We start from the raw sequence: 12,801 nt of genomic DNA on the forward strand, positions 1-12,801 counted from the left end.
ATCATTGCTCGTAGCGAATTTCTACGCGACGGTTTGCTTGCCAAGAAGCAGAATCATGACCGAAAGAAACTGGCACTTCTTCACCGAAGCTAACTGTTTCGATTTGAGAAGCAGCAACGCCTTGGATAGTAAGGTAACGGCTGATCGCTTTAGCACGACGCTCACCTAGAGCCATGTTGTATTCACGAGTACCACGCTCATCAGCATGACCCTCTAGCACAACACGTGCAGATGGGTTTGCAACTAGGTACTGAGCGTGAATCGCAAGGGCTTCACGAGACTCTGGACGAACGATAGATTTGTCAAAGTCAAAGTAGAAAACAGTTTGAGCACTGCTCAATAGATCCATAGCCGCTTGTTTAGCTTCTGCTTCCGCCGCTGCAGCAGCCGCTTCTTCGTCAACAATTACGCTTGTTAAAGAGCTATCTGAGCCAGCACCAAATGCTTGGTCAGTTTCACCTGCAGCCGCTTCTTCTTGTGCCGCTGCTTCTGACTCAGCAGAAGTAGAAGTATCAGTGTCTGATGCAGAAGTACTACAACCTACAATCCAAGCCGCAGATAAACCAACTACAGCGAACTTACCTAATTTATTTACACTCATTATTCACTCCTAACTATCTTTATTTGAAATACGGAGACCAAGACGGCTCCCTAACATCACCGTCAGCTGATGGTAACCTATACTTAACAAGTCCATCAACGGAAACCACAGCTAAGATGCCGCGTCCTTGATGAGTTGTGGCGTATATGACCATGCTACCATTTGGCGCAATACTTGGTGACTCGTCTAAGTAAGTCTCTGTTAAGATCTGTACTCGACCTGTTTTCATGTCCTGTAAAGCAACATGATAACTACCACCATTCTTCTGTACAGTGACAAGGTAACGACCGTCTGGAGTCATTCTTGCTCTTGTATTAAGGTCACCTTCAAAGGTCACCCTTTCTACTCTTTTGCTGTCTACATCTAAACGGTATATCTGTGGGTTACCACCTCGATCAGATGTAAACACTATACCTTTACCATCGGGCTCCCAGCTTGGTTCAGTATCGATGGCATAATGATTTGTCATACGTTCTAGCTTCTGTGTTGCTATATCTAACGTATAAATCTCTGGGTTATTATCCTTAGATAATACCAAGGCTAATTTCTTGCCATCCGGAGACCAAGCAGGCGCTCCATTTAATCCGCGAAACTGCGCTATCTGTTGTCTTTTACCAGAAGCCAGCTCTTGGATAAAGATATTTGGTCGACGGTTACGAAACATTACGTAAGCTATGTTGCGACCATCACTGCTCCAAGAAGGAGATAATATTGGTTCTTTCGATGTTACCACAACGATTGGACGATACCCGTCTGCATCCGCAACCTGCAACTTAAAGGTTGGGGCCTTTTGATCGCCCTCTGTAGTAACATATAGAATTCGCGTGCTAAATGCACCTGGTATACCCGTCAGCAACTCGTAAACTTTGTCACTAATATAATGAGCTGCATCTCGAAAGTTGGATTCAGAGACATCTATGTAAGCATGTTTTTGTACAGGCTTTTGACTCAATACATTAAGCAGCTCGAAACCAATTCTAAACTTGCCGTCTGTTAACGCTTGCACACTACCAATGACGACATAATCACTTTTTAATAAGCGCCAATCACGGTAATAAACGTCCGCTTCTTTACTTGGCATGCTTAACATATTAGCGCGAGGAATTGCGTCAAATAAGCCGCTTCTTACCAGATCATTCTCAACAATTTGTGCGATATCTTCTGGTAATGCCCTAGTACCAGTGTAACCAAAAGGCACTACTGCAATGGGGAGTAACTGGTCTGCCCCACTGTTAATCTCAATAACCAATTGCGCCCTAGAAACGCTACTAAAGAAAAGACCAAATACTAAAATCGCGACCCATTTATTAAACATTATTAATTTCTCAAGTCTGTTGGGTTAAATAATAATTCTACCTGGCGGAAGTTACGCTCAAACACATAAGGCTCAACATCTGCGAGCTCTTCAATTTGACCCACTTTATAAACAGCGTCTACTGCTCGCTGATCAAATAAGTCATCACCACTGCGTTTAAGTACTTCCACATTAATTACTTCACCAGTCGGCACAAAATAGATACGCAAAGTAGTTTGCATACCATTTCTTGCATTCGCTGGTCTGCTCCACACGGCCTCTATGCGGCTATTAATCAGCCCACTAATAGATTGAACCATCTGAGCCTCGGCAACTTGCCTCTGCCTTTGTTCTTCAGCGGCTTTCTCTGCAGCCTCTTTCGCTAAACGTTGTTCTTCTGCTTCACGGGCGGCTTGCTCTGCTCGCTGAATCTCTGCTTCACGTCTTGCCTGTTCGGCTTGCTGGCGCTCTGCTTCACGTTTACGTTCTGCTGCCGCCTGACGCTCTGCCTCTTGTTTCTTTGCCAAAGCGGCCTGCTCTTGTTTGAGCTGCTCCGCTTTTCGCTTATCGGCCGCTTGCTTTTCCGCTAAACGTTTTTGCTCTTGCTCGCGTTTTTTCTGTTCAGCGGCTTTTTGATCCGCTAAGCGTTTGGCTTCTTGAGACTTCCTAACCGCCTCTTCTTTTTCTTTTTTAGCTTGAGCAAGTTTGCGTTTTTGCTCGGCTAGTGCCTTAGCATCCGCCTGGCGTTTGCGCTCAGCTTCTGCTTTCTTTTTCTGGGCTTGCTGTTCAGCTTGCTTTTGTCTCTCGGCTTCCGCCTCGCGCTGACCAATGACTGTTTGCGAAACATCAAGCACCCTAGCATTAACCACAGGAGGATGTTTTGGTGCTGGTTTTTTCTCTTCAGAAAAATCCACCGCAACTAAAGTAGCAATAGCAATAGCACCGTGCAAACCAACCGCTAAGGTGGCAGGCAAGCCATAACCATCATGCTTAAACCATTTCATTATTTATTATCCGGCTCAGTTACTAGGCCCACATTTGGTACCCCAGCACCTTGTAAGGCAACCATTAAACCAATTACCTCACCGTAGGAAACATTTTTATCGCCACGAACCAACACAGATATTTTTGAGTTTTGAGTAATTACCTTACGCACTCTATCTTGTAGTTGAGCTAGGCTGATTGCCGTTTGCTCACCGCCAAAGTCCAAATAATACTGACCTGATGAATCCACCGAAGCGATCATCACATCTTCTTCTGTATCTTGGATAGGAGAAGCGTTTGCATTGGGTAATTCAACGTCAACTCCTTGGGTTAACATTGGCGCTGTGATCATAAAGATAACCAGCAGTACCAACATAACATCTATGTAAGGAACCACATTGATTTCGCCCATTGGGCGACGTTTGTTGCGTCTTCTGGAGCGAGCCACTATGCCACCCCTCCCTCACGCACATGCACTTTACGGTGCAAGACACTACTAAATTCATCGGAAAAGTTTTCGTAACTTGACGCTAAAGATTCGGCGCTGGCAGAAAATCGGTTATAAGCAATGACTGCCGGGATAGCAGCCGCTAGACCAATCGCGGTAGCAATCAAGGCTTCAGCGATACCTGGCGCTACAGTTGCCAAGGTTGCCTGCTGCACTTCTGCCAAACCGATAAAGGAATGCATAATCCCCCAAACCGTACCAAACAAACCAATGTATGGACTGGTAGAGCCGACAGTGGCAAGAAACGGTAAATGCTGATCTAGCTTTTCTTCTTCACGGTACAAGGCGACGCGCATGGCTCTTTGTACTCCCTCCATTACGGCGTCTGGGTCCACATTGTGGCTTTGGCGTAATCGAGTGAATTCTTTAATACCAGCGGTAAAGATGCTTTCAACACCTTGTACCTTACGACCTTCAGTGGTGAGTTTGCGGTACAGTTGACTAAGGTCGATACCTGACCAAAATTGATCTTCAAATTCAGCACGGGTTTTCTTTGCTAGTTTCAACACTCTAATACGTTGAAAAATAACCACCCAAGAAAAAATGGAAGCCGCTAACAATATCAACATAACAAGTTGAACTACGATACTAGCACTGGCGATCAGTCCCCAAATTGACATTATTAACCTCTATTCTAATTCTGACGGTAATTGGTAATTAAAATGTTCATACGCTCGTTTCGTCACTTGACGACCTCGAGGCGTTCTCATAACAAAGCCTTGCTGTATTAAAAAAGGCTCTATGACATCTTCAATGGTATCTTTGTCTTCCCCTAGAGCTGCTGAAACACTGTCCAAGCCAACTGGTCGACCATCGAATTTCTCTATCATAGTCAATAACATACGACGGTCAAGGTGATCAAAACCTTGGCTATCTACACTTAACATATCTAATGCCCGCTGGGCAACTGCTTGCCCCACTAGGTCGACATTTTCTACCTGGGCAACATCTCGCACACGCCTTAATAGTCGATTGGCTATCCTTGGCGTGCCCCGTGAGCGCCTGGCAACTTCAAAGCTACCAGAATGGTCTAGGTTCATGCCCATTTTCTTGGCTGAACGCGCCACAATCGTGGTTAAAGACTCAACATCATAAAACTCTAAGCGTTGCACAATGCCAAAGCGGTCGCGCAAAGGCGAGGTTAACAAACCCGCTCTTGTCGTAGCTCCGACCAATGTGAATGGAGGGAGTTCAATTTTAATTGAGCGAGCTGCTGGCCCTTCACCTATCATGATATCCAGTTGATAATCTTCCATGGCTGGATATAACACTTCTTCAATCGCTGGACTAAGACGGTGGATTTCATCAATAAATAAAATATCACCCTCTCCCAGATTGGTAAGCAAGGCCGCAAGGTCTCCAGCTCTTTCCAACACAGGACCAGAAGTGGTTTTAACTTCGGCGCCCATTTCATTACCGATAATATTGGCCAAGGTAGTTTTACCCAAGCCTGGCGGCCCAAATATTAGCGTGTGATCCAATGGCTCACCCCGTTGACGAGCGGCTTGGATAAAAATCTCCATCTGCTCGCGAACAACAGGTTGACCAATATATTCTGCTAGGGCCTGAGGCCTTATAGCTCTATCGACCTGCCGATCATTTCCTTTAAGTTCTGCCGAGATAATTCGATCATGATCTATCATAAAGTTACCTTAACATTCCCTTCAGTGCGGCTCGAATCACTTCTTCGCTGCTGGCACCATCAACCGGTACGTTTGCCACAGCTTTAGCGGCCTCCTGAGGCTTATATCCCAGTGCAATAAGCGCTGCTTCGGCTTCTTGCCTAGGGTCTGCTTGCACCTGACGCAGTACGGCAGGCGCCGTAAATAAGTCCTTCTTAGCGGCCTGACCGAGTTTATCTCGCAATTCAATAATTAAGCGCTCTGCAGTTTTTTTGCCGACCCCTGGTATTTTGGTCAAAGCCGTCACATCCGAATCTTGGACATTTGCGACCAGCTCCTCGGAAGACATGCTGGATAATACGGCGAGAGCCATTTTTGGCCCAATACCGTTTACTTTTATTAGTACACGGAATAACGCCCGCTCCCCTTTATTACTAAAACCATAAAGGGTATGAGAATCTTCTTTTACTTGAAAATGTGTGTGTAGGACCACTTCACCACCAACAGGTGGCAGGTCATAAATAGTTGTCATGGAGGCACTTAGTTCATAACCAATGCCCGCCACATCAACTAATAATTCTGGGGGGGATTTTTCAATCAGAGTTCCAACAATTCTACCTATCACAAGGCCTTCCTTACATCTTGTTCAGACCAGCGTTTAGAACTGCGACCAGCACGTTTACCTACGCCGTATTCTAAACCACCTGACGTACGTGTGTTTGCATGACAAAGGGCAATCGCCAAGGCATCGGCAGCATCTGCTTGGGGTGTAGATGACAAACCGAGCAACAAGGTCACCATGGACTGCACTTGGCTTTTATCGGCATTACCATTACCCACAACGGATTGCTTCACACGACGAGCGGCATATTCATTTACCGCTAGGCCTTGCATCGCAGCGGCCACGATAGCGGCTCCCCTTGCTTGTCCAAGTTTCAAGGCAGAATTTGCATTCTTAGCCAGAAACACTTCTTCAATGGCAAACTCATCTGGTTGATGTTTATCTAACAGAGTGCTAACACCCGTGAAAATAGCTTTGAGGCGAACCGACAGTTCACCATCAGGTAAGCGAATGCAGCCACTGTCCACATACTGATTCTTACCTTTGTCTACATCAATAATGGCAAAGCCGGTTACCCGAGAGCCTGGGTCAATTGCCAATATTCTTGTCTTACTCACAAATAATAATCCATTAACCTAATTACTGTATATTTCAACAGCCCTGAGCAAACTATGCAACGACAAAACGTAAAAAGGCCGCATTAAAGCGGCCTTTTACAGATATTTTTCAATCTGTTAACAATTTCAACGTCTGTAAAGCTAGGACGTTTACAAATTGTAATTATTCAACAACAGGTTTACGAACGCGAATGCTAAGCTCTTTAAGTTGCTTCTCACTAACTTCACCCGGTGCTTGTGTTAACAAACAAGTTGCACTCTGAGTTTTAGGGAAAGCGATAACATCACGGATAGACTGAGACCCCGTCATTAGCATCACTAGACGATCCAAACCAAATGCTAAACCACCGTGTGGTGGCGCACCGAATTTAAGTGCATCTAATAGGAAGCCAAATTTCTCTTCTTGCTCTTCTTCACTAATGTTAAGAAGTTCGAAAACTGTTTCCTGCATTGAAGATTGGTGGATACGGATAGAACCACCGCCTAGCTCGGTACCATTCAATACCATGTCATAGGCTTGCGAAAGCGCCGTTAATGGATTGGCTTTCAATTCTTCTGGAGAACATGAAGGCGCAGTGAATGGGTGGTGAATAGCGGTAATGCCACCGTCAGACGTTTCTTCAAACATTGGGAAGTCGACAACCCAAAGTGGCGCCCACTCGCAAGTGTAAAGATCAAGGTCTTCGCCCACTTTACAACGTAAAGCACCTAATGCTTCGTTTACTACTTTGGCACTATCAGAACCGAAGAAGATCAAATCGCCATCTTCTGCACCAACGCGCTCTAATAGAGCGGCACGTACTTCGACAGGAAGGAATTTAACGATCGGAGACTGTAAGCCTTCTTCTAGGTTAGATTTATCATTTACCTTGATGTAAGCCAAACCTTTCGCGCCGTAAATACCAACAAACTTAGTGTACTCATCAATTTGCTTACGCGTTAATGAGCTACCACCTGGTACTTTAAGGGCTGCAACACGACCTTTAGGGTCGGCCGCTGGGCCAGAGAAGACTTTGAAGTCAACGCCTAGCATTAGGTCTGAAACTGTTTGAATTGTCAGTGGGATACGTAGATCAGGCTTGTCACTACCGTAGCTTTCCATGGCTTCTGAATAAGGCATACGCGGGAAGCTGCCAAGATCAACGTTTAGCAGTTCTTTAAACAAGCCTACGATCATCTCTTCCGTCATGGCCATGATTTGCTCTTCGCTCATGAAGGATGTTTCGATGTCCACCTGTGTGAATTCTGGTTGACGATCGGCACGCAAATCTTCATCACGGAAACATTTAGCGATTTGGTAATAACGGTCAAAGCCTGACACCATCAACAATTGTTTGAACAACTGTGGCGACTGAGGCAATGCGAAGAAGCTGCCTTGTTGTGTACGGCTAGGAACCAAGTAATCACGAGCGCCTTCAGGTGTAGCGCGTGTTAAGATTGGTGTTTCAATATCAAGAAAGCCATTGTCATCAAGGTAGCGACGTAATACTGACGTCACTTTAGAACGGAAGCGCATTTTTTGCTGCACTTCTGGACGACGTAAATCTATGAAACGATTTTTAAGACGAATGTCTTCACCAACAGCTTGGTGCTCGTCTAGCTGGAATGGTGGTGTTTGTGCGGCATTTAGAATTTCTAAACTCGTGCCTAGCACTTCAATTTCACCAGTAGCCATATTTGGGTTTACAGTTCCCTCAGGGCGAGCACGAACCAAACCAGTTAATTTAATAACGTATTCATTACGCACACTGTCCGCCAGTGCGAAGCTATCAGCACGATCTGGGTCAAATACTACTTGAGTAATACCTTCACGATCGCGTACATCTAAAAAGATAACACCACCATGATCTCGACGACGATGAACCCAACCACAAAGGGTTATTTCTTGTGAAACGTTTGAAGCATTAAGCTCGCCGCAATAATGACTGCGCATAATTTGTATCCTATTACTGTCTTCGTAAGAGTGATGTGTTCTTGCTACCTAGGTTTTGGTTGGCTTTTCTTCTAAGAAAACCAGCTTAACTTACACCAAAACCTTAGGTTCTAAATTTTTTAGGCACAGCATTATATGCGAACACGCTGCCCGTCACTAGAGCAAGACGAAAAATTGTCTTACTCTATGTGGATTATCAAGCAATATATTCCACGCAAAAATTGACCTTATGCCCGCTGACGGGCAAATCAACCTCACTGTCTAGGGTTTTATGCCATATTGCTTTTGCCACGGGACTGGATGGGGAAATGATAAGCACCTTTTTATCTTCAACACTGATGGATAATCCTCCCGCGATGGGGGCAATAAAAAGATGTTTTTCCAAACCTGAATCCATGTCCAATAAAGATACTAACGCCCCGAGTTTAATCTCACTTTCACTTGTAAAAGATTCAGGCTGCCATTTTGTAAAGGCCAAGTATTCTTGCTCACATTCTAGAAGTCGTTGAGATTGCCCATGGGCTAAGTAAGAAGCCTCCAGACCAAATGTATCGTATTTATTTTCCGCGACAGACTCACTGTTGGTTGCGGCCTCATACGCTTGTTTAGCGGCAAACTGGGCTGTTTTATTGCGCTCAGCCAAAACTTTAAGAACTTCTTTGTACACCTGTGCTTTATCAATCATCTTAGCTTGTTTCATCGTTCCTATTCGCTATGGAGTCCTATTTTTAATCAACTCACATAATAAAGCTCGAGTAACATTTGTTACATCAAATTTTGCAAACAAGATGACTTTCGGTTTGGTAAATATATTTAGTTGACAGTATCAACGATGACTGTTAATTTATGATAATCATTAACATTTGAGAAGACTATGAACACGCCATTGTCCGACCCAATACTAAAATTAATTCACGGCTATCGGCGACAATTGCAGCAGGCAACGGTTGATGCCCAATTAAACCTGCCCGCTAGTTATATACGAATTTTTAAATGCGTTAATGGCATTGAATTTTGTACTGTACAGCTTATTAGTAATCGCCTAGATAGAGACAAAGCTCAGATCACTCGTGTAATCAATGAGCTTGCTCAAAAAGGCTTAATTAAAAAGCAAAAGAACCCAAATGATCAACGCAGCCAGATACTTACCTTAAGTTCTGAAGGCGAAGAAGTCTTTAATCGCTTTAGGGAGTTAGAGTTAAAAAGTCAGGAGAAACTTGCCTACGGTCTAACACCTGAAGAGATTGAGTCTTTCAAACACATTGCTGAAAAAATGATTAGCAACCTAAACGAATTATAACCTTGTTACCCCCACTACGGAGCCCAGGTATGAGCGCACCAAAAATTAGAGAGCTTGTTGTCACCCACCAGGAATTTATTACCCCTAATATGATCAGGGTAACCTTGGGGGGCGCTGAGATTTCTAGCATTCCAGAAAAACATGAAGGCGGTTATGTAAAACTTATCTACCCTAAGGCTGATGGACGCGACATGCGAACTTATACCATTAGACATCAGCGCGTTAATGAAATCGATCTAGACTTTGTTGCTCATCAAGACGGTGGGCCCGCTAGTAGTTGGGCGATGAATGCAAAACCTGGTGATACCATTCTTGTTGGAGGCCCAGGCCCAGCTAAATTACCCAGCACAACAGCTGATTGGCATATTTTCGCCGGCGACATGACTGCCCTGCCCGCCATTAGCGTTAATCTAGAAAGCCTAGCAGACGACGCTAAAGGCTACGCTGTGATTGAAGTTATGTCTGAACAGGACATTCAACCCGTTAAATCCCCTGCAGGGGTGGACGTTAAGTGGGTAATCAACCCAAACCCTGGGGTAGACAGTGAGTTTTTATACAATCACATAAAAGATTTACCTTGGTTAGAGGGTGAAGCTGCCGCATGGGCTGCTTGCGAGTTCAGCTCTATGAAGGTTTTACGCCAGTATTTTAAAGTTGAAAAAGCTATCAGCAAAGAAAACCTATACCTTTCGAGCTACTGGAAGTTAGGGATTAATGAAGAAGAGCACAAAGTCGTCAAACGCCAAGACGCTGAAGCCATTAGTTAATCAGTAAACTCTTCAACAACAAAAAGGCCAGTTTAGAAAACTAAACTGGCCTTTGTTTTTTAAGCTTGAGTGAATTATAAGCGAACGCTTTCGATCACTCGCTCAACCACTTCATCAATAGCCACTTCACTGATAGCAGAATCCGCAATATCAGCATTTTCTACCAACAAAGTCACACCTGTACTACGCACAAGTTTAGCTTGCTCTTGGGTTGCATCTGCTTTCGCCAGCGCCACAATACCTTGTTTCAGCAACAAGCGCTCAAGGGCATCAGCTTTCGCAAAGACTTCAGAAGCCAACGCAATAACAGCAGGTTTTTGACCTAGACGTGCCGCACGATCTTCAGCGCTTACTTGGCCTTCTTCATCCAAATCGGCTACAGCTTCTTCAACCATACCCGCACCAACGGTTACATTGGTTAATCTGTCGATGATGATCAGTGCGCCCGTTAATCGAACTTGTTGATACTCATCAAATGCTACAGGGGCATCCAGCTGAATAACACAATCACCAATACCATTAAGCTCTAGCTCTGTAATGGGCGCTTTTTCTAAGGTGTTTACATCAACCCTATGGTTAAAGTGATGCACTTTACCCGGCACAGTTTGCGTACCTAGTTTAAAGTCATACAGCTTACCCGGCACCAAAGGTTGCTCAGCCATCCAAACCACGGATGAACGCAAAGTTGACGCAATCAATGGCTGATGACTAGGGTGGGCCAACATATCACCACGACTAATATCAATTTCGTCTTCTAGGGTAATTGTAACCGCTTGACCAACATGGGCAGAATCTAGGTTGCCATCGTAAGTTACGATCTCAGCCACTTTGGACTTTTTACCCGATGGCAAAGCTACGACTTCATCACCTGGGCTAACAACCCCAGATGCGATAGTGCCAGAGAAACCACGGAAATCTAGGTTCGGACGGTTTACATATTGTACCGGTAGACGGAAAGCGCTTTGCTTCACATCACGATTAATTTGTACCGATTCAAGGATTGCCATGAGAGGCTGCCCTTGATACCAAGGTGTGTTCTCAGAAGCATTTACTACGTTGTCACCCTGCAAGGCAGACATTGGCACGAAGTGAATATCTTCGGCTTTACGATCGCCAAGTTGTTCAACAAAATTCAAGTAGTCTTCACGGATTTCATTGAACTTATCTTCAGAGAAGTCCAACAAATCCATTTTATTGACCGCCACAACAATGTGCTTAATACCAAGCAATGCCGCAATGTAACTGTGACGACGAGTCTGAGTCTGCACGCCGTAACGGGCATCAATCAAGATAATAGCAAGGTCACAAGTAGAAGCACCTGTGGCCATGTTGCGTGTGTATTGCTCGTGCCCAGGGGTATCAGCAATAATGAACTTACGCTTTTCCGTTGAGAAATAACGGTAAGCTACATCAATGGTAATGCCCTGCTCGCGTTCAGCTTGTAGGCCATCGACTAACAAGGCTAAATCGACCTCTTCACCTTGTGTACCGGATTTTTTACTGTCGCGTTTTACCGCATCTAAATGATCTTCATAGATCAGTTTAGAGTCGTGCAGCAAACGACCAATTAGGGTACTTTTACCGTCGTCTACGTTACCGCAGGTAAGAAGACGCAGCAGATCTTTTTCTTCATGTTGTTTTAGATAGCCAAGGATATCTTGACTTATCAATTCTGACTGGTGAGACATTCTTCTTTACTCCAAACTTAGAAATAACCTTGCTTTTTCTTCTCTTCCATTGACCCTGATGAATCATGATCAATCATGCGGCCTTGACGCTCAGAACTCTTCGTCAATAGCATTTCTTGAATGATTTCAGGCAAGGAAGCCGCTTCAGATTCAACCGCACCCGTCAGTGGGTAACAGCCAAGTGTACGGAAACGTACTGATTTCATCTGCGGTGTCTCACCGTTCAATGGCATACGCTCATCATCAACCATGATCAAGGTTCCATCACGCTCAACTACTGGGCGCTCTTTGGAGAAGTAAAGCGGTACAATTGGGATACTTTCTAAGTATATGTATTGCCAGATATCCAACTCAGTCCAGTTAGATAAAGGGAAAACTCGAATGCTCTCGCCTTTGTTCACTTTACCGTTGTAGATGTTCCACAGCTCTGGACGTTGATTTTTAGGGTCCCAACGATGCTGTTTATCACGGAAAGAATACACACGCTCCTTTGCACGAGATTTCTCTTCGTCACGACGAGCGCCACCAAAAGCTGCATCAAAGCCGTATTTATCTAGTGCTTGCTTCAAGCCTTGAGTTTTCATCACGTCAGTATGCTTAGAGCTACCGTGGGTGAAAGGCCCGATGCCTTGGTCAATACCTTCTTGGTTTTTATGAACGATTAGCTCTAAACCAAGTTTGGCAACTAGCTCATCACGAAAGGAAATCATTTCTTTAAATTTCCAATCAGTGTCCACGTGCATAAGTGGAAATGGCAATTTACCTGGGTAGAAAGCTTTCATCGCTAGATGAAGCATTACCGCAGAATCTTTACCAATGGAGTAAAGCATAACCGGATTGTCAAATTCGGCCGCTACTTCGCGGATAATATGAATACTTTCCGCTTCGAGTTGTTTTAAGTGAGTCAGTCTTGCCTCGTTCATAA

At 44.6% G+C, this 12,801-nt stretch carries 14 protein-coding genes; 2 read left to right on the forward strand and 12 right to left on the reverse strand.

What is annotated here, in order from left to right; all coding sequences use genetic code 11:
* Position 1 precedes the first annotated feature (1 nt).
* From pal to ACUM5Y_RS12390, 10 genes are all read right to left on the reverse strand, one after another.
* Positions 2–601, reverse strand: coding sequence for a peptidoglycan-associated lipoprotein Pal (pal, locus tag ACUM5Y_RS12345; protein WP_445977175.1), 600 nt, complete (start codon positions 599–601; stop codon positions 2–4).
* A 19-nt stretch (positions 602–620) separates the two neighbouring features.
* Positions 621–1,916 carry a Tol-Pal system beta propeller repeat protein TolB gene (tolB, locus tag ACUM5Y_RS12350; RefSeq protein WP_445977176.1) on the reverse strand — a complete coding sequence of 432 codons (1,296 nt, stop codon included), beginning with the start codon at positions 1,914–1,916 and terminating at the stop codon, positions 621–623.
* Positions 1,917–1,918: 2 nt separating this feature from the next.
* A complete protein-coding gene (gene tolA / locus ACUM5Y_RS12355) occupies positions 1,919–2,899 on the reverse strand; it encodes a cell envelope integrity protein TolA (protein ID WP_445977177.1) in 981 nt (326 codons plus the stop codon).
* Positions 2,899–3,327 carry a protein TolR gene (gene tolR / locus ACUM5Y_RS12360; RefSeq protein WP_445977178.1) on the reverse strand — a complete coding sequence of 143 codons (429 nt, stop codon included), beginning with the start codon at positions 3,325–3,327 and terminating at the stop codon, positions 2,899–2,901. The genes tolA and tolR overlap by 1 nt, the downstream gene beginning before the upstream one ends.
* The gene (tolQ, locus tag ACUM5Y_RS12365; protein ID WP_445977179.1) at positions 3,327–4,007 is read right to left on the reverse strand and encodes a protein TolQ; all 681 of its coding nucleotides are present in this window, start codon (positions 4,005–4,007) and stop codon (positions 3,327–3,329) included. The genes tolR and tolQ overlap by 1 nt, the downstream gene beginning before the upstream one ends.
* A gap of 9 nt (positions 4,008–4,016) precedes the next feature.
* Positions 4,017–5,030, reverse strand: a complete 1,014-nt coding sequence (gene ruvB, locus ACUM5Y_RS12370) for a Holliday junction branch migration DNA helicase RuvB (RefSeq protein WP_445977180.1) — start codon at positions 5,028–5,030, stop codon at positions 4,017–4,019.
* 4 nt (positions 5,031–5,034) lie between these two features.
* On the reverse strand, positions 5,035–5,634 hold the full coding sequence (ruvA, locus tag ACUM5Y_RS12375) for a Holliday junction branch migration protein RuvA (RefSeq protein WP_445977181.1): 600 nt from the start codon (positions 5,632–5,634) through the stop codon (positions 5,035–5,037).
* Positions 5,631–6,188: a crossover junction endodeoxyribonuclease RuvC gene (gene ruvC / locus ACUM5Y_RS12380; RefSeq protein ID WP_445977182.1), complete on the reverse strand. Its 558-nt coding sequence runs from the start codon at positions 6,186–6,188 to the stop codon at positions 5,631–5,633. Before ruvC ends, ruvA begins: the two co-directional genes overlap by 4 nt.
* Before the next feature lie 163 nt (positions 6,189–6,351).
* Positions 6,352–8,121: an aspartate--tRNA ligase gene (gene aspS / locus ACUM5Y_RS12385; protein WP_445977183.1), complete on the reverse strand. Its 1,770-nt coding sequence runs from the start codon at positions 8,119–8,121 to the stop codon at positions 6,352–6,354.
* Between the two features lie 196 nt (positions 8,122–8,317).
* On the reverse strand, positions 8,318–8,821 hold the full coding sequence (locus tag ACUM5Y_RS12390; RefSeq protein ID WP_445977184.1) for a transcription elongation factor GreAB: 504 nt from the start codon (positions 8,819–8,821) through the stop codon (positions 8,318–8,320).
* 174 nt (positions 8,822–8,995) lie between these two features.
* On the opposite strand from ACUM5Y_RS12390, the gene ACUM5Y_RS12395 reads away from it, so the two are divergent.
* Both ACUM5Y_RS12395 and ACUM5Y_RS12400 read left to right on the forward strand, forming a co-directional pair.
* Positions 8,996–9,421, forward strand: a complete 426-nt coding sequence (locus ACUM5Y_RS12395; RefSeq protein ID WP_445977185.1) for a MarR family winged helix-turn-helix transcriptional regulator — start codon at positions 8,996–8,998, stop codon at positions 9,419–9,421.
* Between the two features lie 29 nt (positions 9,422–9,450).
* Entirely contained in the window at positions 9,451–10,188 is a 738-nt protein-coding gene (locus tag ACUM5Y_RS12400) for a siderophore-interacting protein (protein WP_445977186.1), read from the forward strand.
* Between the two features lie 74 nt (positions 10,189–10,262).
* Here the strand turns inward: ACUM5Y_RS12400 and cysN are convergent, their stop codons facing one another.
* Entirely contained in the window at positions 10,263–11,876 is a 1,614-nt protein-coding gene (gene cysN / locus ACUM5Y_RS12405) for a sulfate adenylyltransferase subunit CysN (RefSeq protein ID WP_445977187.1), read from the reverse strand.
* Positions 11,877–11,893: 17 nt separating this feature from the next.
* Positions 11,894–12,799: a sulfate adenylyltransferase subunit CysD gene (gene cysD / locus ACUM5Y_RS12410; protein ID WP_445977188.1), complete on the reverse strand. Its 906-nt coding sequence runs from the start codon at positions 12,797–12,799 to the stop codon at positions 11,894–11,896.
* Between the last annotated feature and the right edge of the window lie 2 nt (positions 12,800–12,801).

It is taken from the genome of Marinomonas dokdonensis, assembly GCF_052747885.1.